The sequence below is a fragment of the Lacimonas salitolerans genome (assembly GCF_042677865.1).
Lineage (GTDB): Bacteria > Pseudomonadota > Alphaproteobacteria > Rhodobacterales > Rhodobacteraceae > Lutimaribacter > Lutimaribacter salitolerans.
In genome coordinates, this window is the sequence record NZ_JBHUDD010000150.1 from 19,701 (window position 1) to 39,646 (window position 19,946).

23 protein-coding genes and 1 tRNA gene are annotated in these 19,946 nt (G+C 61.9%); 20 read left to right on the forward strand and 4 right to left on the reverse strand.

The window, feature by feature from the left end:
- Positions 1 to 81 precede the first annotated feature (81 nt).
- Positions 82 to 1,080, forward strand: coding sequence for a porphobilinogen synthase (gene hemB / locus ACFTOW_RS16510; RefSeq protein WP_379917764.1), 999 nt, complete (start codon positions 82 to 84; stop codon positions 1,078 to 1,080).
- Between the two features lie 143 nt (positions 1,081 to 1,223).
- On the forward strand, positions 1,224 to 1,784 hold the full coding sequence (locus ACFTOW_RS16515; protein WP_379917714.1) for a lipid-binding SYLF domain-containing protein: 561 nt from the start codon (positions 1,224 to 1,226) through the stop codon (positions 1,782 to 1,784).
- 76 nt (positions 1,785 to 1,860) lie between these two features.
- Here the strand turns inward: ACFTOW_RS16515 and ACFTOW_RS16520 are convergent, their stop codons facing one another.
- A complete protein-coding gene (locus ACFTOW_RS16520; protein WP_379917716.1) occupies positions 1,861 to 2,130 on the reverse strand; it encodes an usg protein in 270 nt (89 codons plus the stop codon).
- 193 nt (positions 2,131 to 2,323) lie between these two features.
- Between ACFTOW_RS16520 and gyrA the strand changes: the two genes are divergently transcribed.
- A complete protein-coding gene (gyrA, locus tag ACFTOW_RS16525) occupies positions 2,324 to 5,053 on the forward strand; it encodes a DNA gyrase subunit A (RefSeq protein ID WP_379917719.1) in 2,730 nt (909 codons plus the stop codon).
- A 107-nt stretch (positions 5,054 to 5,160) separates the two neighbouring features.
- Complete coding sequence (locus ACFTOW_RS16530) at positions 5,161 to 5,511, forward strand: DUF6614 family protein (RefSeq protein WP_379917721.1); 351 nt, start codon at positions 5,161 to 5,163, stop codon at positions 5,509 to 5,511.
- 109 nt (positions 5,512 to 5,620) lie between these two features.
- Here the strand turns inward: ACFTOW_RS16530 and ACFTOW_RS16535 are convergent, their stop codons facing one another.
- From ACFTOW_RS16535 to ACFTOW_RS16545, 3 genes are read right to left on the reverse strand one after another with little or no spacing between them, the layout of a single operon-like run.
- Positions 5,621 to 5,776, reverse strand: a complete 156-nt coding sequence (locus tag ACFTOW_RS16535; protein WP_379917723.1) for a hypothetical protein — start codon at positions 5,774 to 5,776, stop codon at positions 5,621 to 5,623.
- Positions 5,773 to 6,006, reverse strand: coding sequence for a hypothetical protein (locus ACFTOW_RS16540; protein ID WP_379917725.1), 234 nt, complete (start codon positions 6,004 to 6,006; stop codon positions 5,773 to 5,775). The genes ACFTOW_RS16535 and ACFTOW_RS16540 overlap by 4 nt, the downstream gene beginning before the upstream one ends.
- A gap of 4 nt (positions 6,007 to 6,010) precedes the next feature.
- Entirely contained in the window at positions 6,011 to 6,664 is a 654-nt protein-coding gene (locus ACFTOW_RS16545) for an alpha/beta hydrolase (protein ID WP_379917727.1), read from the reverse strand.
- 151 nt (positions 6,665 to 6,815) lie between these two features.
- Here ACFTOW_RS16545 and iscR point away from each other — a divergent pair, with 151 nt between their 5' ends.
- The 16 genes from iscR to ACFTOW_RS16625 all read left to right on the forward strand — a co-directional run bounded on the left by iscR (position 6,816) and on the right by ACFTOW_RS16625 (position 19,884).
- On the forward strand, positions 6,816 to 7,274 hold the full coding sequence (gene iscR / locus ACFTOW_RS16550) for a Fe-S cluster assembly transcriptional regulator IscR (RefSeq protein WP_379917729.1): 459 nt from the start codon (positions 6,816 to 6,818) through the stop codon (positions 7,272 to 7,274).
- A gap of 123 nt (positions 7,275 to 7,397) precedes the next feature.
- Positions 7,398 to 8,450: a cysteine desulfurase family protein gene (locus ACFTOW_RS16555; RefSeq protein ID WP_379917732.1), complete on the forward strand. Its 1,053-nt coding sequence runs from the start codon at positions 7,398 to 7,400 to the stop codon at positions 8,448 to 8,450.
- A 17-nt stretch (positions 8,451 to 8,467) separates the two neighbouring features.
- Positions 8,468 to 9,988, forward strand: coding sequence for a Fe-S cluster assembly protein SufB (gene sufB / locus ACFTOW_RS16560; RefSeq protein ID WP_379917734.1), 1,521 nt, complete (start codon positions 8,468 to 8,470; stop codon positions 9,986 to 9,988).
- 18 nt (positions 9,989 to 10,006) lie between these two features.
- Positions 10,007 to 10,885 carry an FkbM family methyltransferase gene (locus ACFTOW_RS16565; protein ID WP_379917736.1) on the forward strand — a complete coding sequence of 293 codons (879 nt, stop codon included), beginning with the start codon at positions 10,007 to 10,009 and terminating at the stop codon, positions 10,883 to 10,885.
- A complete protein-coding gene (locus ACFTOW_RS16570; protein WP_379917738.1) occupies positions 10,882 to 11,196 on the forward strand; it encodes a heavy metal-binding domain-containing protein in 315 nt (104 codons plus the stop codon). Before ACFTOW_RS16565 ends, ACFTOW_RS16570 begins: the two co-directional genes overlap by 4 nt.
- A complete protein-coding gene (locus ACFTOW_RS16575) occupies positions 11,193 to 11,789 on the forward strand; it encodes a hypothetical protein (RefSeq protein WP_379917740.1) in 597 nt (198 codons plus the stop codon). Before ACFTOW_RS16570 ends, ACFTOW_RS16575 begins: the two co-directional genes overlap by 4 nt.
- A 39-nt stretch (positions 11,790 to 11,828) precedes the next feature.
- On the forward strand, positions 11,829 to 12,584 hold the full coding sequence (gene sufC / locus ACFTOW_RS16580) for a Fe-S cluster assembly ATPase SufC (RefSeq protein WP_379917742.1): 756 nt from the start codon (positions 11,829 to 11,831) through the stop codon (positions 12,582 to 12,584).
- Positions 12,584 to 13,870 carry a Fe-S cluster assembly protein SufD gene (sufD, locus tag ACFTOW_RS16585; RefSeq protein ID WP_379917744.1) on the forward strand — a complete coding sequence of 429 codons (1,287 nt, stop codon included), beginning with the start codon at positions 12,584 to 12,586 and terminating at the stop codon, positions 13,868 to 13,870. The genes sufC and sufD overlap by 1 nt, the downstream gene beginning before the upstream one ends.
- Positions 13,870 to 14,355 carry a YIP1 family protein gene (locus ACFTOW_RS16590; RefSeq protein WP_379917746.1) on the forward strand — a complete coding sequence of 162 codons (486 nt, stop codon included), beginning with the start codon at positions 13,870 to 13,872 and terminating at the stop codon, positions 14,353 to 14,355. Before sufD ends, ACFTOW_RS16590 begins: the two co-directional genes overlap by 1 nt.
- Positions 14,352 to 14,942 carry a Yip1 family protein gene (locus tag ACFTOW_RS16595; RefSeq protein ID WP_379917748.1) on the forward strand — a complete coding sequence of 197 codons (591 nt, stop codon included), beginning with the start codon at positions 14,352 to 14,354 and terminating at the stop codon, positions 14,940 to 14,942. The genes ACFTOW_RS16590 and ACFTOW_RS16595 overlap by 4 nt, the downstream gene beginning before the upstream one ends.
- The gene (locus ACFTOW_RS16600) at positions 14,935 to 16,155 is read left to right on the forward strand and encodes a cysteine desulfurase (RefSeq protein WP_379917750.1); all 1,221 of its coding nucleotides are present in this window, start codon (positions 14,935 to 14,937) and stop codon (positions 16,153 to 16,155) included. The genes ACFTOW_RS16595 and ACFTOW_RS16600 overlap by 8 nt, the downstream gene beginning before the upstream one ends.
- 140 nt (positions 16,156 to 16,295) lie before the next feature.
- Positions 16,296 to 16,430, forward strand: coding sequence for a hypothetical protein (locus ACFTOW_RS16605; protein WP_379917752.1), 135 nt, complete (start codon positions 16,296 to 16,298; stop codon positions 16,428 to 16,430).
- A gap of 125 nt (positions 16,431 to 16,555) precedes the next feature.
- Positions 16,556 to 17,569 (forward strand): methyltransferase, encoded by a 1,014-nt coding sequence (locus ACFTOW_RS16610; protein WP_379917754.1) that lies wholly within the window; start codon positions 16,556 to 16,558, stop codon positions 17,567 to 17,569.
- Positions 17,570 to 17,637: 68 nt separating this feature from the next.
- Positions 17,638 to 17,714 (forward strand) — tRNA-Arg (locus ACFTOW_RS16615).
- Between the two features lie 562 nt (positions 17,715 to 18,276).
- Positions 18,277 to 18,978: a LuxR family transcriptional regulator gene (locus ACFTOW_RS16620; RefSeq protein ID WP_379917756.1), complete on the forward strand. Its 702-nt coding sequence runs from the start codon at positions 18,277 to 18,279 to the stop codon at positions 18,976 to 18,978.
- Positions 18,979 to 19,065: 87 nt separating this feature from the next.
- The gene (locus ACFTOW_RS16625) at positions 19,066 to 19,884 is read left to right on the forward strand and encodes an acyl-homoserine-lactone synthase (RefSeq protein WP_379917758.1); all 819 of its coding nucleotides are present in this window, start codon (positions 19,066 to 19,068) and stop codon (positions 19,882 to 19,884) included.
- The last annotated feature ends 62 nt before the right edge of the window (positions 19,885 to 19,946 follow it).

Below are 19,946 nucleotides of genomic sequence, written 5' to 3' on the forward strand. Positions count from 1 at the left end.
CTTTGCGGCAATTCCTACCCTTGAGATGGCGGAATTTACATGCCAGTGCTTTTGCACGCCCCAGCCAAGGACAAGACCAAGATGACACCCAGCCAGGCCCCGTTCCCCGCGACACGTTTTCGCCGCACGCGCCAAAGCGCGCAGATCCGCGCATTGGTGCAGGAAAACACCCTGAGCGTGGGCGATCTTATCTGGCCTGTGTTCCTGCGTGACGGCAAGGATGTGCGCGAGCCGGTTGCGTCAATGCCCGGGGTCGAGCGGCTGAGCATCGACAAGGTCGTCGAGGCCGCGCGCGAGGCGGCCAGCCTTGGCATCCCGGCGATCTGCCTGTTTCCCTATACCGATCCGTCGAAAAAGACCGAGGACTGCGCCGAGGCGTGGAACCCCGACAACCTGTCCAACACAGCCACCCGCGCGATCAAGGACGCGGTGCCCGACATCGCGGTGATGACCGATGTGGCGCTGGATCCGTATAACAGCCTTGGCCATGACGGGTTTGTCGTCGACGGCAAGATACCGAACGATGAAACGGTCGAGGCGCTGGTGAAACAGACACTCAGCCAGGCGCGCGCCGGGGCCGACATCATCGGGCCCAGCGACATGATGGATTCGCGGATCGGGGCGATGCGCGCCGCGCTGGAAGCCGAAGGGTTCAAGGACGTGATGATCCTGTCCTACGCCGCCAAGTATGCCAGCGCGTTCTACGGACCGTTCCGCGATGCGGTGGGGGCCAGCGGCGCGCTGGTGGGCGACAAGACCACCTATCAGATGAACCCGGCCAACTCCGACGAGGCGCTGCGCCTTGTCGAGCGTGACCTGCGCGAAGGGGCCGACATGGTGATGGTCAAGCCCGGCATGCCCTATCTGGATATCTGCCGCCGCGTCAAAGACGCCTTTGGCGCGCCGACCTATGCCTATCAGGTGTCGGGCGAATACGCGATGATCGCGGGTGCGGCGCAGAACGGCTGGATCGACGGGCAAAAGGCCATGCTGGAAAGCCTGATGTGTTTCAAGCGCGCAGGCTGTGACGGGGTGCTGACCTATTTCGCGCCGCAAGTGGCGCGCATTTTGAACGGCTGAGGCTCGGCGCAAGCCGTGGCATCATCCCGCGCAAGGGACACAAGCCGTAGTGACAGGCCGGCAGCTTGCGCCTATACTCCGGGGCAGACCGGGGAATAACACCGGCAGCAGAGCAGTCAGGCAATCACGAGGCAGGCCCTTCCATGACCCATCTTTCCCGACGCAGCTTTACGCTGGCAGCACTTGCTGGTGTGGGCGTGACCGCCGCTTGCGGCAATGGCATTGGCAGCACCGGCGGTGCAACGATCGACGCGCGCGTCGATCAGACGCTGAACTATCTATACTCCAACTATCCCGGCACCCGCGACATCGGCGACAAGTCCAGCGGCCAGCTGGTCATGCCCCTGCTGACCGAGGCAGGCCTTGGCATCGGTGGCGGTTATGGCCGTGGCGCGCTGCGCGTCGGTGGGGTGACGGTGGACTATTACTCGGCCACCAAGGGTAGTTTCGGCCTGCAGATCGGGGCGCAGCAATATGCCCACGTTCTGTTCTTCATGAACCAGGAAGCATTGTCCAAGTTCCGCCGCTCGTCCGGCTGGGCGGCAGGGGCCGATGTGGAATACGTGTTCAACGACAAGGCCGAGAACATCCGTGCGGAAACCACGACATCAAGCTCCCCGGTGCTTGCGGTGATCTTTGGTCAGGCAGGTCTGAAGGTCGGAGCGACGCTGGAAGGCGTGAAATACACCCGCATCATCGCCTGATCCCAAAGGCGCGCGTCCTGACGGGGCGCGCAGACCGCTGCGCGCAAGCCGGCATGATCAATGCAGGGTGAATTCATCAATGCAGGGTGAATTCGCCCACAACGTTGCGCCATTCCCCCGGCGAGATCATCTTGCGATGGGTGAACCGGACAGAATGCAACGGTCCCTCGATCTCGTCCTGCCAGAACTCGATGAACTTGAACAGCCGCGGATGATCCGGGGCAAGGTCATAGTCCTGCCAGACAAAGGTGTTCAGCACATGGGTATAGTCGGGCATGTGATAGAAGAATTCCGCTGTGGTCAGCCCGTATCCTTTCAGCATCAGTTCGGTCTCGCTTGCAGCCATTTCGCACCTCGTTCCTGTCGCGCTGAAGGGAATCATGCCTGAAGGAAATTAATTTTCAACAAAAACAGTATATTGGCAGGCTTGTGTGGTGGCTGCCAGCGCCTGCCGGGATCGGGCATTGCACCCCATATCATGGCTCTGATATAGTTCAGCCAACAATATATTGACCGCTGGAAAAGAACGGGCAGAACACGTGAACGACACGCCGGAAACTCCTGAAAACGATGATGAAAACGGCCCCGAGCGCCCTGTATACGAGGGGCCGTCGATATCCATCACCGACGAGATGAAGTCATCCTATCTCGATTACGCGATGTCGGTGATCGTCAGCCGGGCCATTCCCGATCTGCGCGACGGGCTGAAACCCGTGCACCGGCGCATCCTTTACGCGATGCACGAGGCGGGCAACACGCATGACAAGCCCTATCGCAAATCCGCCCGCGCGATCGGCGACGTGATGGGCAAGTACCACCCGCATGGCGACAGCGCGATCTACGATGCGCTGGTGCGGATGGCGCAGGATTTCTCGATGTCGCTGCCGTTGCTGGACGGGCAGGGCAACTTTGGCTCGATGGACGGCGACAGCCCCGCCGCCATGCGGTACACCGAAGTGCGGATGGACAAGCCTGCCGCCTATGTGCTGGCCGATATCGAAAAGGAAACGGTCGATTTTCAGGACAACTACGATGGCAAGGACCGCGAACCAACGGTTCTGCCCGCGCGTTTTCCCAACATGCTGGTCAATGGTGCGGGCGGTATCGCTGTCGGCATGGCGACAAACATTCCGCCGCATAACCTGGGCGAGGTTGTGGATGCCACGCTGGCCCTGATCGACGATCCGGACCTGTCCAGCGAGCAGTTGATCGAATATGTGCCCGGGCCCGATTTCCCCACCGGCGGCATCATGCTGGGGCGTTCTGGTGCACGAAAGGCCTATCTGGAAGGGCGTGGCAGCGTCGTCATCCGGGCGAAAACCCGGGTCGAGGAGATCCGCAAGGACCGCTATGCCATCATCATCGACGAGATTCCCTATCAGGTGAACAAGGCCACGATGATCGAACGCATCGCCGAACAGGTGCGCGAAAAGAAGATCGAAGGCATCGCCCACGTACAGGACGAATCCGACCGTGACGGCGTGCGCGTGGTGATCGAACTGAAACGCGACGCCACCGCCGAGGTGGTGCTGAACCAGCTGTTCCGCTTTACCCCGATGCAGACCTATTTCGGCTGCAACATGCTGGCGCTGAACGGCGGTCGGCCTGAAACGCTGACGCTGCGCCGGTTCCTGACAAGCTTTATCGATTTCCGCGAAGAGGTGGTGGCCCGGCGCACCGCCTATGACCTGCGCCGCGCGCGCGAGCGCAGCCATGTGCTGTGCGGTCTGGCCGTCGCGGTCAGCAACGTGGACGAGGTTGTGGCGACCATCCGCGCCTCTGCCGACGCCGCAGAGGCGCGCGAAAAGCTGATGACGCGGCGCTGGCCTGCGGGCGACATCCTGCCCTATATCGCGCTGATCGACGATCCGACCCACAAGGCGAACGAGGATGGCACCTATAACCTGTCCGAGATTCAGGCGCGTGCCATTCTGGATCTGCGTCTGCAACGCCTGACGCAGTTGGGTGTCAAGGAAGTCACCGACGAGCTGGAAGAGCTGGCCGGCAAGATCAAGGAATACCTCGAGATCCTGAGCAGCCGCGAGCGCATCATGGGCCTGATCAGCGACGAGCTGCACGAAGTGCGCGAGCTGTTCGCCGTTCCCCGCCGCACCCAGATCGTCGACTGGTCGGGCGACATGGAAGACGAAGACCTGATCGAACGCGAGGACATGGTCGTGACGATCACGCAGGGCGGCTATATCAAGCGCACGCCGCTGGTCGATTTCCGCGCCCAGAAACGCGGCGGCAAGGGGCTGTCGGGGGGCGCGCTCAAGGATGATGACGTCGTTACCAACCTGTTCGTCGCCAACACCCATACGCAGCTTCTGGTCTTCACGACCGATGGCATGGTCTACAAGCTGAAAACCTGGCGGCTGCCGATGGGTGGTCGCACGTCCAAGGGCAAGGCGATCGTCAATATCCTGCCGATCCAGCCGGGAACTTCCGTGGCCGCGATCATGCCGGTTGACCGCCCCGAGGCGGAATGGGACGACCTGCAGATCTTCTTTGCCACCTCGGCGGGCGATGTGCGGCGCAATGCGCTGTCGGATTTCACCAATGTCATGCGCAACGGCAAGATCGCGATGGACCTGCCCGAAGGCGTCGAAATGGTCAGCGCGCGCATCTGTTCCGAAGAGGACGATGTGATGCTGGTCACCGATTCCGGCCGTGCGATCCGCTTCCCGACAACCGAAGTGCGGGTGTTTAAGGGGCGCAAGTCGACCGGCGTGCGGGGCATCCGGCTGATGGGGGATGACAGGGTCGTGTCGATGTCCGTCATCCGGCATTTCGAGGCGACGCCAGAGGAACGCGTTGCCTATCTCAAGATGCGGCGCGCCGTGGCCGGGCTGACCGATGATGCCGAGACCGATGACGAGGAAACGGCGGTCGCGGGAGAGTTGAACTCGGAACGCTATGCCGAGATGTCGGCGGCGGAAAACCTGATCCTGACCATCAGCGCGGGCGGCACCGGCAAGCTGTCGTCGTCGCACGATTACCCGGTGCGTGGACGTGGCGGCATGGGCGTGGCGGCGATGGACCGCGCCATGCGCGGCGGCGCGCTGGTGGCGTCGTTCCCGGTGGAAATGGACGATCAGATCATGCTGGCGACGTCCAAGGGGCAGTCGATCCGCGTCCCGGTCGAGGGGATTTCCTTTCGCTCGCGCAGCGCCGGTGGCGTCAAGGTGTTTGACACCGGCAAGGGCGAAACCGTGGTCAGCGTGGCCTGGATCGCCGATCAGGGCGACGAGGACGATGCGGAAGCATGACCATGGGGCTGCGCGGATTTCTGGAAAATCTGCGCAGTTTTTCTTTAAGACGTTAATTTGCTTGCAACCCGGCTTGCGCCAGTCTGACGTAAACAAGGGATGCACCAATGAACCTCTACACCTGCACCATCGATCTCAAGAACGACGCCAGGGCGCTGAACTTTGCCAAGGCGCTGGATGACTGGATGGGCCATCTGCGGGCGCAGGGCGTGATCCTGCGCTGGCGGCTGCTACGGCGTAAACTGAACCTTGCCGCCGGGCCGTACCGCGATTTCTTGCTTGAGATCGAGGTCGAGGATCTGAGCCAGCTTGATCGCGCCTTTCGCGTGCTGGGTCAGCATGATGACAACGTCGATACACTCTACCGCGCGGTGAACAGCCAGATTGCCGTGGCCGAATTCGCGCTGTACCGCCCCTTTCCCGACCCCGAGCGCAGCGAACGCATGGCATTGGTGTGAGACGTCACAGGGTTATCTCGTAACGGGTATTCATACAGATCTCGACCAGGTAATGCAGCAGCACAGGAATGGTGCGGTCAGAGGTTTCGCGATCCGGTGTCGGGAGGTATCAATCCAAGGGTGAAAAGCGCCATATGCCAAAAGTGTTCCGGCTGTTATCGGGGCGCGGCAGGCCCATCAGCGCATTGGCGCGGGTGACGGATTTCAGCGCGCAGGCCAGTTCCAGAAACGCCATCTGCGCATCAGGCCGCGCCGTGCGGGTCATTTCTCTTGTCGGGCCTTTTGCGCGGCCTGCGCCTTTTGATGCAACAGTTTGCGGGCGCGATCCACCGCCATGCGCACACGGATCGAGGCCATGAAGGCCTCTTGCGCTGGGGTGGAGGATGCCGCGAGGCTGGTCGCAATCTGCGTGATCAGCGCGTCATCGCCGGTCGCTTCGACCAATTTGATCGTGTCGCGTGCCAGTTCGTCGGCCAGATCCTCGGTCATTCCCATGGCGTCACCTTGTTGTTTCGGTCAGGCGGCGTTTCACGTAGTCGGAAACGCTGTCGATCATCGTATCCATATGCGGTTCTTCGAAGAAGTGCCCTGCGCCGTCGATCTGCTCGTGGGTGATGGTGATTCCGCGCTGTTCATGCAGTTTGTTGACAAGGCTGACGGTATCGGCTGGCGGGGCCACGCGATCGGCGGTGCCGTTGATCACCAGCCCCGAAGCCGGGCAGGGGGCCAGAAAACTGAAATCATACATGTTTGCGGGCGGAGCAACCGAGACGAAACCGGTGATTTCCGGTCGCCGCATCAGCAGCTGCATCCCGATCCAAGCGCCGAAGCTGAAGCCCGCGACCCAGCAATGCTTGGGGTTGTTGTTCATCGACTGCAAGTAATCCAGCGCCGAGGCGGCATCCGACAGCTCGCCGATGCCCTGATCGTATTCGCCCTGGCTGCGCCCGACGCCGCGGAAATTGAACCGCAGCACGGTAAAGCCCATGTTGTAAAAGGCGTAATGCAGGTTATAGACGACCTTGTTGTTCATGGTGCCGCCGAATTGTGGATGCGGGTGCAGCACGATAGCTATCGGGGCGTCGCGTTCCTTTTGCGGATGGTAGCGGCCTTCGAGGCGACCTTCGGGTCCGGGAAAAATGACCTCGGGCATGGCGATCCTTGTCTGTTATGGCTAGGGGCGGTTTCTTGACGAAGACGCTTAAGCACTTTAGAATTGTTCTAATGTCCGGCGCGTGCCGGTCTGGGCTGCAAGCGAGATAAGCCTTTCGTCTTGCAAGGTCAATCTGTTGGCGGGGTGTGCGATGAAACTGAGTACCAAGGGGCGCTATGCGATGGTGGCGCTGGCCGATATCGCGCTGCAACCGGCCGGATCTCTGGTGACTTTGGGCGATATCTCGCGGCGGCAGGATGTGTCGCTGCCGTATCTGGAGCAGTTGTTCGTAAAGCTGCGGCGCGCAGGGCTGGTCGAGTCGGTGCGAGGACCGGGGGGAGGATACCGTCTGGCCAAGTCGCCTTCGGCCATCCGGGTGGTCGATGTGCTGTCGGCTGTGGATGAGACCGTCAATGCCATGCACAAGGGGGCCGGGGCCAGTGGCGGGCTGTCGGGCAGCCGCGCGCAGTCTCTGACCAACCGGTTGTGGGAGGGGCTGAGCGCGCAGGTCTATGTGTTCTTGCACCAGACGCGGCTGTCGGACGTGATCGACAACGATCTGGCTCCGTGCCCGGCGGTGCCATCGCTGTTTTCCGTGGTGGATGAATGATTTGTCCCGTTCCGGCGGAGCGGGCTGGCGCCCGCGCTGAGGGAGCATCGCCTGCGCGATGCGGAATGAGGGGGCGCTGCCCCCTCAAACTCCCCCGGGATATTTGAGGAGAGAGGAAGCAGCATGGCGGGTGACCGCGTCTATCTGGATTACAATGCCACGGCCGCGTTGCGGCGCGAGGCGCGTGACGCGATGGTTGCGGCGCTGGATCTGGTCGGCAATCCGTCAAGTGTGCATGCCGAGGGTCGTGCGGCCAAGGGCGTGATCGAGCGCGCGCGGGCGCAGGTGGCCACGGCCTTTGGCGCGGATGGCGCCGATGTGATCTTTACCTCGGGTGCGACCGAGGCGGCGGCGCTGGCCTGTGCCGGGCGCGGATTGCTGGGTTCCGGGATCGAGCATGACGCGGTGGGCGTATGGATCGACCCCTGTCTGCCGGTGGATGCGCAGGGGCGGGTCAATGTCGACACGCCCGAACGGACAGCTTTGCAGGCGGCGAACTCGGAGACCGGCGTGGTGCAGGAACTGCCCCCCGGTCTGGCGGTGGTGGATGCCACGCAGATATTCGGAAAGATGCCCTTTGCCTTCAACTGGGCGGGCTGCCAGATGGCGCTGATTTCCGCGCACAAACTGGGGGGACCCAAGGGCATCGGCGCATTGGTGGTGCGGCGCGGCACCGATCTGGCGGCGCAGCTGCGCGGCGGCGGGCAGGAAATGGGCCGGCGCGCGGGCACCGAGAACGTGGCCGCGATCGCCGGATTCGGTGCGGCGGCAGAGGCTGCGGCCCGGGACCTGGCCGACGGGGTTTGGCAGCGTGTGCTTGGATTTAGAATAATTCTTGAGAAAGCCATTGAGGCTGGCGCAAATGAGACTATTTTGGTCGGGAAAGGGGCCACGCGCCTGCCAAACACCAGTTGCCTGATCACACCCGGCTGGAAGGGCGAGACGCAGGTGATGGCGATGGATCTTGCGGGCTTTGCCGTCAGCGCGGGCAGTGCCTGCTCGAGCGGCAAGGTGCGGGCCAGCGGAGTGCTGCTGGCGATGGGACATGACGAAGGGCAGGCGGCCAGCGCGATGCGGGTATCTCTGGGCCCTGATACGACCGAAGAGGATGTCCTGCGTTTTGCGGATGTCTGGCTGGACAAGTTGAAACGGCACCGCGCCCGCAGCGCGGCGTAACGAAGAAAGGATAGCCGATGACGGCACTGGACAAGGTAGAGGTGAAGGAAGGCGTCGACCAGGGAACAGTCGATGCAGTCAAATCCCTTGGCAAGTACAAGCATGGCTGGAACACCGATATCGAGATGGAGTATGCGCCCAAGGGCCTGACCACCGATATCGTGCGGCTGATTTCCGAAAAGAACGGCGAGCCCGAGTGGATGACGGAATGGCGGCTGGCGGCCTATGAGCGCTGGCTGACCATGAAGGAACCGGACTGGGCGATGGTCGATTACCCGACGATCGACTTTCAGAACCAGTATTACTATGCCCGCCCCAAGAGCATGGAGACCAAGCCCAAATCATTGGACGAGGTCGACCCCAAGCTGCTGGATACCTACAAGAAGCTGGGCATCCCGCTGAAGGAACAGATGATCCTGGCGGGCGTCGAGGGCGCCGAGGATGCACCCGCCGAAGGCCGCAAGGTGGCCGTGGATGCGGTGTTTGATTCCGTGTCGCTGGGCACGACCTTTCAGGCCGAGTTGAAGAAGGCCGGGGTGATCTTCTGTTCGATCTCCGAGGCGATCCGCGACCATCCCGATCTGGTCAAGAAGTATCTTGGCAGCGTTGTGCCGGTGACCGACAACTTCTATGCCACGCTGAACAGCGCGGTGTTCTCGGACGGGTCGTTCGTCTACATCCCGCCCGGCGTGCGCTGTCCGATGGAGCTGAGCACCTATTTCCGCATCAATGCCGAGAATACCGGCCAGTTCGAGCGGACGCTGATCATCGCTGACAAGGGCAGCTATGTCAGCTACCTCGAAGGTTGCACCGCGCCGCAGCGCGACACCAGCCAGCTGCACGCCGCCGTGGTGGAAATCGTGCTGCTGGAGGATGCCGAGGTGAAATACTCGACCGTCCAGAACTGGTATCCGGGCGACGAGGAAGGCAAGGGCGGCATCTACAACTTTGTCACCAAGCGCGCCGATTGCCGGGGTGACCGGGCCAAGGTGATGTGGACGCAGGTCGAGACCGGCAGCGCCGTGACGTGGAAATACCCGTCGTGCATCCTGCGCGGGGATGACAGCCAGGGCGAGTTCTATTCCATCGCCATCACCAACAACCACCAGCAGGCCGATACCGGCACCAAGATGGTGCATCTGGGCAAGAACACCAAGTCGCGCATCGTGTCCAAGGGCATCAGCGCGGGCTATGCGCAGAACACTTATCGCGGCTTGGTGTCGATGCACCCCAAGGCGACGAACAGCCGGAATTACACCCAGTGTGACAGCCTGCTGATCGGCGACAAATGCGGGGCGCATACGGTTCCTTACATCGAGGTGCGCAACAATTCGTCCCGGGTCGAGCACGAGGCGACCACCTCCAAGGTGGATGACGATCAGATGTTCTATTGCCGCAGCCGTGGCATGGACGAAGAGGCCGCCGTGGCCCTGATCGTCAACGGCTTTGCAAAGGAAGTGTTGCAGGCCCTGCCGATGGAGTTCGCCATGGAAGCGCAGCAACTGGTGGCGATCTCGCTGGAAGGCTCGGTGGGCTAAGGCCTGCCGGACAGGGTGGTGAGCAACTCGCTTGGATATCTGGCGCGCGCGCTTGCGCCGCTGCGGCCTTTGCGGATCGTCGATGTGGGGGCCAACCCGATCGAGGCACCGCCCTATGCCGCGCTGTTGCGGCGTGGGCTGGCGCAGGTCTGGGGGTTCGAACCACACCCCGAGGCCGCCGCAAGGCTGCGGGCTCAGGCATCCGGAGCGGTGACGGTGATCGAGGCGGCAGTCGGTCGGCCGGGTCGGGCGATGTTCAATGCCTATCCGGCCGCCGAGATGTCATCACTGTATAAACTATCATCGAAATCAATCGGATACCTAGGGCACTTCAAGCGGCATCTGAACACGGAAGACGCGATTGAAATGACGCTGGACACGCTGGATGCGATGCGTGACGTGCCGGATATCGACTGCCTCAAGGTCGATGCGCAGGGTGCCGAGGTGGATGTGATTGCCGGGGCACAATCCAAGCTGGCCCAAGCGGTGGCGGTTGTGGCGGAGATGCGGTTCTACCAGCTCTACGAGGATGAACCGGCCTTGCACGATCTGGATCGGACCTTGCGCGATCAGGGGTTTGTCCTGCACCGCTTTATCGCGCCCAAGTCGCGGATGCTGGGCAATTCGCAGGCGGCGCGGCTGAACCGGCGGGCGGTGGGCAGCCAGTTGATCGATGGCGATGCGGTCTATATCCGCAACCTTGAAGATCGGGACGATGTCAGCGACGAACAGCTTGGGCATCTGGCTCTGCTGGCCGATGCCGTGTTCGGCAGTCACGATCTGACGCTGTGGTGTCTGGATGAACTGGCCGCGCGCGGGGTCATCGCGGGCAAGGTGGCTGCCAAGTATGTCGACAAACTGCCCGACGGGTTCAAGGCGGAAGGGGCAAGCGCATGATTGTTACGACAACAAACACGATCGAGGGCCACAAGATCGTCGAGTATCGCGGCATCGTTGTGGGCGAAGCGATCATGGGCGCGAACGTGGTGCGCGATCTTTTCGCGGGCGTGACGGATATCATCGGGGGGCGATCGGGCGCGTATGAATCCAAGTTGCAGGACGCCCGCGAAACAGCCCTGCGCGAACTGGAGCAGCGCGTGCTGGCCGTGGGCGGCAACGCGGTCGTCGGCGTCGATCTGGATTACGAGATCGTTGGCAACTCGATGCTGATGGTCAGCGCCTCGGGCACCGCCGTGGTGCTCGCATGACCCAGACCACCCTGATCGAGCGCCCCGAATTGACCCTGCCCGAGGCCGAGGCAGCAATGCTGCGCGCGGCCTATGAGGGGGCGGGCAGCATTCTGGAGTACGGCTCGGGCGGGTCCACCGTGATGGCGGCGGAGCTGGGCAAGCGCGTGCTGTCGGTCGAAAGCGATCAGGCCTGGGCTCAGATGATGCGTGACTGGTTTGCGCAGAACCCTGCGCCGGGCGAGGTCGATGTGATCTGGTCCGACATCGGCCCGACCAAGGAATGGGGCCATCCGGTGAACGACGCCGAATGGAAACGCTTTGCCCGCTATCCGCTTGAGGTCTGGGATCTGCCCGAGTTCACGCATCCCGATGTGGTGCTGGTGGACGGGAGGTTTCGCGTCGGCTGCGCGCTGGCGGCGGCCTATCGCATCACACGGCCTGTTGCGCTGTATTTCGATGACTACGTCAATCGGCAACAATATCACGAGGTCGAGGATTTCCTTGGCCAGCCCGCCGCCATCGCCGGACGGATGGTGCGGTTCGATCTGACCCCGCAGCCGGTGCCGCCGGAACGGCTGTTGCGGATGGTCCACCTGATGACGCGGCCCTGAGCGCCGCAGCCTGAAACAAACGAATTGAAAGGAAGAAACATGCTGGAAATCAAGAATCTGCACGTCAAGCTGGAAGAAGAGGACAAGCAGATCCTCAAGGGTGTCGATCTGACGGTCGAGGCCGGCAAGGTCCATGCGATCATGGGCCCCAACGGCTCGGGCAAGTCCACGCTGTCCTATGTGCTGTCGGGACGCGACGGGTACGAGGTGACGGATGGCAGCGCCACGCTGGAAGGTGTGGACCTGATGGAGATGGAAGCCGAAGAGCGCGCCGCCGCCGGCCTGTTCCTGGCGTTCCAGTATCCGGTCGAGATTCCGGGCGTGGGCAACATGACCTTTCTGCGCACCGCCGTGAACGCGCAGCGCAAGGCCCGCGGTCAGGAGGAAATGTCCTCGACCGAGTTTCTGAAACTGATCCGCGAAAAGGCCAAGGATCTGAAGATCGACGCCGACATGCTGAAGCGTCCGGTCAACGTCGGCTTTTCGGGCGGCGAGAAAAAGCGCAACGAAATCCTTCAGATGGCCATGCTGGAGCCCAAGATGTGCATCCTGGACGAGACCGACAGCGGCCTGGACGTGGACGCGATGAAACTGGTCAGCGAAGGCGTGAATGCCCTGCGCGAGGCCGGGCGCGGGTTTCTGGTGATCACGCACTACCAGCGCCTGCTGGATCACATCAAACCCGATGTCGTGCACATCATGTCGGATGGGCGTATCATCAAGACCGGCGGGCCGGAACTGGCGCTGGAAGTCGAAAAGAACGGCTATGCCGATCTCAAGGCGGAGAATGCGTAATGGCACTTGCTCAGGCGAAAACAGACGCAACCGAGGCGCGGCTGGCCGCGATCGCGCTGCCGCAGGGCGGCGCGTGGATCACCGCCGCGCGTGATGCGGCGCTGGCGCGCGTGCGCGAGATGGGCCTGCCCGGACGGCGCGACGAGTATTGGAAATTCACCCGGCCCGACGCGCTGGTTCAGCCCGAGGCGCCCAAGGCCGCGATCTTTACCCATGACGAGGGCATGCCCTTCGAGGATATGGACCGCCTGCGCGTGGTGTTCGTGGATGGGGTGTTCGATGCGCAGGCCAGCGATGATCTGAGCGCCGCCTGGGTCGAGATTTCGCGGCTGGCCGACGCGGGCGCGCAGGATATCCATTGGGCCAAGGAACTTTATGGCAAGCTGGAAGAGGCGGGCCAGAATCCGGTGATGCGTCCGCTGGCTGCGCTGAACACGGCCAGCGCGACCGATGGCGTGGTCATCCGGGTAACCGGCAAGGCCGACAAACCTGTCAGCCTGACCTATCTGCGCCATGACGATAGCGCCGATGCCGTGCTGCATCATGTCATCAAGCTGGAAGAGGGTGCCGAGCTGACGGTGCTGGAAAACGGCCCGGCCTCGGCGCGGTTCAACCATGTGCTTGAGGTCGAGGTGGCCGATACAGCGCGGTTTCACCACATCCGCACGCAGGGGCGCGACCACGAACGTCGCGCGGCCACGCATATTTTCGCACGTCTGGGCCGGGAAAGCGTGTTCAAGTCCTTTACCATGACGGTGAACGGCGCGCTGACGCGCAACGAATGCGTGATCGAGATGCTGGGCGACGATGCCATGGCCCATGTGGCCGGTGCGGCGCTGGGGGATGGCGATTTTCACCATGACGATACGGTGTTCATCACCCATGACGCGCAGCGCGGCGAAAGCCGGCAGGTGTTCAAGAAGGTGCTGCGCAATGGGGCCACGGGCGTGTTTCAGGGCAAGATCCTGGTGCAGCCGGACGCGCAGAAGACCGACGGTTACCAGATCAGCCAGGCCTTGCTGCTGGATGACGACAGCAATTTCCTCGCCAAGCCCGAGCTCGAGATCTATGCCGACAATGTGGCCTGTTCGCACGGATCCACCACGGGGGCGATCGACGAGGACATGCTTTTCTACCTGCGCGCGCGCGGTGTGCCGATGAAAAAGGCGCAGGATCTGCTGGTGCTGGCCTTTTTGGCCGAAGCGGTGGACGAGATCGAGGATGAAAGCCTGCGCGATCACATCGTGGTCCGCCTGCAAGGCTGGATGGCGCGGCACAGCAGCTGATGGCGCTGGTCAGCAACATCGTCGCCACCTATCGTGGCCCCGGTCGCGTGGTGGGGCGGCTATTGGCCGCGCCCGAGAACGAAGGCCGTGCGCTGGCCCTTCTGATGGGGGGCTGCGTGCTGGTTTTCATCAGCCAGTGGCCGGTTCTGGCGCGCCGGGCGCATCTGCAGGAAGAGAATTTGCAGATGCTTCTGGGCGGGTCTTTGATGGCTTGGGTGTTCATTGCGCCGCTGGCGTTCTATGTGCTGGCGTACATGGCGCATCTGATCGCGCGTGTGCTGGGCGGGCAGGGCACGCCCTATGGCGCGCGCGTTGCGTTGTTCTGGGCGTTTCTGGCGGCCAGCCCGCTGATCCTGCTGAACGGTCTGGTGGCGGGGTTCGTCGGGCCGGGCATCCAGTTGACGCTGGTAGGAGCGGTCTGGGTGGCGGTGTTTGCGTGGTTTTGGGTTGCGGGCATGTGGCGTGTTGCAAAGGGGCAGGGATGACTGGGCTGAAAGAACTGGTGGTGCAGACGGTCAAGGACCCGCGCGGCGCGGCTGAATGGGTGCTGGCACAGCAGGTCGAACGCTCGATCCTGTGGATGGCGCTGGTGCTGGCGACGGCGCTGAACGCGCTTTTGTTCGGTGTCTCGAACTTTCTGTTCCCGACCAACATGGAAATGCCGCTGGCCGGTCTGTTCAGCAATCCGTTGCTTTACGCCACGGTGCAGGGCGGCGGGCTGGTGATCACGATCTTTGTGCTGACCTGGGTGGGCGGCATGATGGGGGGGCGCGGCAGCCTGGACGATGTTCTGATCGTGCTGACCTGGCTGCAGTTCATGCGGGTTCTGGCGCAGGCGCTGGTGATCGGCGTCGGGGTCATCCTGCCTGCCTTGGGCGGGGTGCTCTCGCTAGCGATCCTTGTGCTGAGCATCTGGATCCTGCTGCATTTCATCAATGCCGCGCATGGATTCGGATCCCTGGGCAAGGCGTTTCTGGTCCTGTTTCTGGCCGCCCTGGGGGTCAGTTTCGGAATTTCAATTATCCTGACCCTGATCGGGGTATCAGCAGGGGGCATTCCAGCGGATGTATGACGTTACCGAAGTGCGCCGCGACTTTCCGATCCTGTCACGGCAGGTGAACGGCAAGCCGCTTGTCTATCTGGACAACGGGGCCAGCGCGCAGAAGCCGCAGGTGGTGATCGACGCGATCACCACGGCCTATGCCCATGAATATGCCAATGTGCATCGTGGCCTGCATTACTTGTCGAACCTTGCGACCGACAAGTACGAATCCGTGCGCGGCAAGGTCGCGCGGTTTCTGAACGCGGCTGACGAGAACGAGATCGTCCTGAACTCCGGCACCACCGAAGGCATCAACATGATCGCCTATGGCTGGGCCATGCCAAGGTTCGAGCCGGGCGATGAGATCATCCTGAGCGTGATGGAGCATCACGCCAATATCGTGCCCTGGCATTTCCTGCGCGAACGGCAGGGCGTGGTGATCAAATGGGTCGATTGCGACATGAATGGCGTGCTGGACCCGCAGCGAGTCATCGACGCCATCGGCCCGCGCACCCGGCTGATCGGGATCACCCATATGTCCAACGTTCTGGGCACCGTGGTGGATGTGAAAACCATCTGTCAGGCCGCGCGCGCGCGTGGCGTAGCGGTGATGGTCGACGGCAGCCAGGCGGCGGTGCACATGCCGGTGGATGTGTCCGATATCGGATGTGATTTCTATGCAGTAACCGGGCACAAGCTATATGGTCCCTCCGGGTCGGGTGCGATCTATGTCCGGCAGGACCGGCTGGCCGAAATGCGCCCCTTCATGGGCGGTGGCGACATGATACGCGAGGTGACCAAGGACACGGTCACCTACAACGACCCGCCCATGAAGTTCGAGGCGGGCACCCCCGGCATCGTGCAGACCATCGGCATGGGCGTGGCGCTGGACTACATGACCGGGTTGGGGCTGGACAACATAGCCGCGCATGAACGTGGGCTAGCCGACTATGCGACGCAGCAGCTGTCGGGGCTCAACTGGATCACCGTGCAGGGCAATGCGCCCGGCAAGGGGGCGATATTCTCGTTCACCATGCAGGGGGCGGCCCATGCCCATGACATCAGCACGATCCTTGACAAGAAGGGGGTTGCCGTCCGCGCGGGCCAGCATTGCGCCGGGCCGCTGATGGAGCATCTGGGCACCCCCGCCACCTGCCGCGCGTCGTTCGGTCTGTACAATACCCAGGCCGAGGTGGACGCGCTGATCGAGGCGCTGGAACTGGCGCACGACCTTTTCGGCTGATCCTTTGGGCGGCCTGACGCATTTGTGCACGGCGTCGGCGAAATCATGCCGAAAATTGTCGTGATCCGGGCAAAGGGCGCGCATCCCGCATCGGTTTGCGTCTAGGCTGGAGGCACCTGAACGTGGGAGAGTTAGATATGATGAAACTGAAACTGACTGCCGTGCTGATTGCCCTGACCGCCGTTGCGGCGTGCAGCCAGCCCGAGCCGGAACCGCAGCCGATGCCGGTGATGCCCGAGCCGGTTTATGACAAATACGGCAATCAGGTCGGCTGACGTCGCAGGACTGCCTTGTATTTCGACAAAAGCGACAGGAAATGTCGTTTTTGCGTCACCATGCCTTTAGTATCCGGGGCGGCCATCCTATGGTCGCCCCGATTTACATTTGCATGGAGGCACTGATGACCCTGTTGACCGAAGCCGACGAAATCTCGCATATCGCGTTCGGATTCATGGGGTCGAAAGCCCTGTTCGCGGCTTTGGAGCTGCAGGTGTTCACGCATCTCGACGATGGTGCCCTGTCCGCGGCCGACCTCGCCAGCCGGGCGGATGTTCACCCTGATCGGGCCGAAACCCTGCTGACGGCGCTGGCCGGTCTGGGGCTTGTGACGGTGCAGAACGGCCTTTTCGGAAACTCGCCCGCGGCCGAGGCATTTCTGGTCAAGGGGGCGAAATACGATTTCGGCGATTACCTGCGGCTGCAGGTCGGTCAGCAGATGTATGGCCTGCTGGACCAGATCGAGGGGGCGTTGCAGGGCGATCTGGGGGCCGAGGATACGAAATCCTATGCAGAATGGTTCGCCGATCCCGATCAGGCCAGGCTCTATTCCGAAAGCCAGCATGCCGGCTCGCTGGGCCCGGCGCGGCAGCTTGCGCGCGCGCTGGACCTGTCAGGGGCACGGCAGATGCTGGACGTGGGGGGCGGCACCGGGGCCTTTGCGATCTCGCTGTGCAAGAAGAACCCCGATCTGAAAGCGACGATTGTGGATTTCCCCAATGTGGCTAGCCTGGGGCATGACTATGTGGCCCGTGCCGATCTGTCGGATCGCATCTCGTACATTCCCGGCAACGCGCTTGAAACGGACTGGCCTGATGGGCAGGACGTGGTGCTGATGTCCTACCTGTTTTCCGGCGTGCCGGGCACGGCGCATGACGGGCTGCTTGCCAAGGCGCTTGCGGCGCTGAACCCGAGTGGTCGGCTGCTCATTCATGACTTCGTCGTGCGCGCCGACCGCAGCGGCCCGGTTCTGGCGGCGCTGTGGCAGTTGCAGCACACCGCGTTCACACCCAAGGCCCGGTCGATCGACGAAGGCTGGCTGGCCCGTGCATTGCCCGAAGCGGGCTTTGCCGATGTGACCATCACCCCGATGATCCCCGAGATGACGATGCTGGCGCAGGGTGTGAAGCCCGTCTGATTTTTTCGAGGGCGTGGCCGGATGCCCGTTGCAGCATGCAGTGGGATGGCCTATAGACCCGGGGCAGTGGACCCATAGCTCAGCTGGATAGAGCGCTGCCCTCCGAAGGCAGAGGCCAGAGGTTCGAATCCTCTTGGGTCCGCCACTTTCTTAACAAAACTGGTTTTTTGACGGTTGCGGAAATGGAATTGGCTTGTTCCCTATATGATGCGCCAGCGCTCACGGATCATATTGGGTGTACCAGCACCGGCTTTGGCAGCTTGCCGTGATCGTGCCCGCGAGCAGAAAGCACAAGCGCCGGTCGTAGCTTGACCCAAAGTGCCGCGTCGAGCGGCCACGCGGGTCGAGGGCCAGTGTGTCAGATTGCTCATGCTGCATTGGTATTTTGGCTCCAGTGATGAGCCGATCACCGAGCGGCCGGTGGACGACAGCGCGCGCCGCAGCGAAGAGGGGCGGGGCCGGACATGTGGCTACTGAAAGCCAGGGTCGAACCTCAACGCGTTGCCGATATCGTGCGGCTTGCGGTTGAAATGGAAACTGGCAAGCACGGGGCCCCAGAGGATGCGGTCAGGCCGGACGGTTCGCCGGGGCCGCATGCTTGCGCAGCGAAAATCCTTGTCCCGATGGACCATTGGCCGATGATGGAATAATCGTTGAGGTGGAGCGACCATCCGCAGGAACCGGAACGCAACGATAAAGGTAGCGACTTGTCCGTCATCGATCTCAGCAAACTGCCGTTTCCCGAACAGAACATGCGGGCGTTTCTTGATACTGTTTGCGACACACACGAACTGGATTTTGCGGCCTATGCGGGTATGGATCATATTCAGCAGACCGTGCATGGCTTTGTGAACTATCCGGACGAGTGGCAGGCGCACTATGTCGAACAGGGTTTCCAGCACAGGGATCCAGCGTTGCTTTTGGCAAGCCGGAGTATTGCGCCGCTGGACTGGCAGCGCCTGCAAAATGAAGAGGCGTTCCAGACCATCCTGCGGGCCGGTCATGATTTCGGAATCCCGGAACAGGGCCTGACAATTCCGGTTCGCGGCCCCTATGGTGACGTGGGATTGTTCAGCGTCACGCGCAATTGCTCTGATCGGGAATGGAAGCTGCTGAAATCCGCGATATTGGGCGATCTGCAACACGCGGCTGTCCATTTGCATGACCACGTCATGAAGACGAGCGTCCTGACACGAAAACTCACCCATCCATCGCTTTCGACCCGCGAGATAGAAATTCTGCAGTGGGTGGCCGCTGGCAAGTCACAGCAGGATGTTGCCGACATCCTATCCATTTCGAACCGGACCGTAGAGGTTCATTTGCGTTCCATCAGAACGAAACTTGGGGCCCTGACCACGCCTCAGGCGGTGGGTCGTGCCATAGGGCTGGGCCTGATTCATCCTGTTTGAGCAAACCCATACGGGATTCCCACAATAGCCTTCATACAATAAAAGATTGTACTCCTCTGCTTGACCAAAAAAAAAGTGGAGAAAGCAATGATCATTGTTATCGACGGGATGAACCGCCACCGTTATACGCGCCTGCTCGACGAGATGTTCGAATTGAGAGCCCGGGTGTTCGGGCAGCGACTGGGCTGGGATGTTGTCATTCAGGACGGCCGCGAGAGTGACCAATATGATTCCCTGGATCCCGCCTATGTCATCGGTTTGAACGAAGATAACCGGGTCGTCTCCTGCGTACGCGCATTGCAGACGATGGGGCCGCATATGCTGTCGGACGTTTTTTCCGCAATCCTGGGCGGAGAGCCGCCGCTGCGCAGCCCGACGCTGTGGGAGTCCACCCGGTTTTGCGTGGACACTGACGTGCTGGACCGTGGCAATTCGCGCAATTCGGTCAGCTATGCGACCTGTGAATTGATGGCGGCGTCGCTGGAATACGCCCAGGCGTCCGGCATTTCTGACATCGTCACCGTGATTGACCCGGTAATGAACCGGGTCCTGAAACGCTCGGATTGCGCGCCTTACGGGTATGTCGGAAAGACGACGCCCATGGGCAAGGTGTCTGCAATGGCCGCGCTGCTGGATTGCACCGACGAGCGGATCGCCCGTATCCGGCGATTTGCAGGGATCGAAGGCGATGTGTTTGTCGATGATCTTAGGCAGGAGGCCCTGTCGGATGCCGGTAGAGCCGATGTGCAAGCCGCACAGAGCGACGAGAAAGTATCGGCGTACCCTTCGAAAACCCAATGCATGCAGGTCCTGCTGCAGGAATACTGCTTTGATCAGGTCGAGGACGCCGCAACGAGGGAAGAGCTTGATGATGCCTGGACCCTGACTGTAGCGCGACAAACTTGATGAGAAGAGCGCGTCAATCAGGATGAGAATCCTTGGTCGCGACGCTTGAGAAGATGCCGCCC

What these genes read in the sequence shown, in the direction of transcription:
- ACFTOW_RS16545 (WP_379917727.1), bottom strand. Translation starts at nt 6,664, where the DNA reads ATGCCCGAGGTCATTTTTCCCGGACCCGAAGGTCGCCTCGAAGGCCGC.
- ACFTOW_RS16535 (WP_379917723.1), bottom strand. Translation starts at nt 5,776, where the DNA reads ATGACCCGCACGGCGCGGCCTGATGCGCAGATGGCGTTTCTGGAACTG.
- ACFTOW_RS16515 (WP_379917714.1), top strand. Translation starts at nt 1,224, where the DNA reads ATGACCCATCTTTCCCGACGCAGCTTTACGCTGGCAGCACTTGCTGGT.
- sufB (WP_379917734.1), top strand. Translation starts at nt 8,468, where the DNA reads ATGACGGCACTGGACAAGGTAGAGGTGAAGGAAGGCGTCGACCAGGGA.
- ACFTOW_RS16595 (WP_379917748.1), top strand. Translation starts at nt 14,352, where the DNA reads ATGACTGGGCTGAAAGAACTGGTGGTGCAGACGGTCAAGGACCCGCGC.
- ACFTOW_RS16600 (WP_379917750.1), top strand. Translation starts at nt 14,935, where the DNA reads ATGTATGACGTTACCGAAGTGCGCCGCGACTTTCCGATCCTGTCACGG.
- ACFTOW_RS16610 (WP_379917754.1), top strand. Translation starts at nt 16,556, where the DNA reads ATGACCCTGTTGACCGAAGCCGACGAAATCTCGCATATCGCGTTCGGA.
- ACFTOW_RS16625 (WP_379917758.1), top strand. Translation starts at nt 19,066, where the DNA reads ATGATCATTGTTATCGACGGGATGAACCGCCACCGTTATACGCGCCTG.
- ACFTOW_RS16570 (WP_379917738.1), top strand. Translation starts at nt 10,882, where the DNA reads ATGATTGTTACGACAACAAACACGATCGAGGGCCACAAGATCGTCGAG.
- ACFTOW_RS16530 (WP_379917721.1), top strand. Translation starts at nt 5,161, where the DNA reads ATGAACCTCTACACCTGCACCATCGATCTCAAGAACGACGCCAGGGCG.
- sufD (WP_379917744.1), top strand. Translation starts at nt 12,584, where the DNA reads ATGGCACTTGCTCAGGCGAAAACAGACGCAACCGAGGCGCGGCTGGCC.
- iscR (WP_379917729.1), top strand. Translation starts at nt 6,816, where the DNA reads ATGAAACTGAGTACCAAGGGGCGCTATGCGATGGTGGCGCTGGCCGAT.
- ACFTOW_RS16590 (WP_379917746.1), top strand. Translation starts at nt 13,870, where the DNA reads ATGGCGCTGGTCAGCAACATCGTCGCCACCTATCGTGGCCCCGGTCGC.
- ACFTOW_RS16520 (WP_379917716.1), bottom strand. Translation starts at nt 2,130, where the DNA reads ATGGCTGCAAGCGAGACCGAACTGATGCTGAAAGGATACGGGCTGACC.
- ACFTOW_RS16575 (WP_379917740.1), top strand. Translation starts at nt 11,193, where the DNA reads ATGACCCAGACCACCCTGATCGAGCGCCCCGAATTGACCCTGCCCGAG.
- hemB (WP_379917764.1), top strand. Translation starts at nt 82, where the DNA reads ATGACACCCAGCCAGGCCCCGTTCCCCGCGACACGTTTTCGCCGCACG.
- ACFTOW_RS16540 (WP_379917725.1), bottom strand. Translation starts at nt 6,006, where the DNA reads ATGGGAATGACCGAGGATCTGGCCGACGAACTGGCACGCGACACGATC.
- ACFTOW_RS16605 (WP_379917752.1), top strand. Translation starts at nt 16,296, where the DNA reads ATGAAACTGAAACTGACTGCCGTGCTGATTGCCCTGACCGCCGTTGCG.
- sufC (WP_379917742.1), top strand. Translation starts at nt 11,829, where the DNA reads ATGCTGGAAATCAAGAATCTGCACGTCAAGCTGGAAGAAGAGGACAAG.
- ACFTOW_RS16555 (WP_379917732.1), top strand. Translation starts at nt 7,398, where the DNA reads ATGGCGGGTGACCGCGTCTATCTGGATTACAATGCCACGGCCGCGTTG.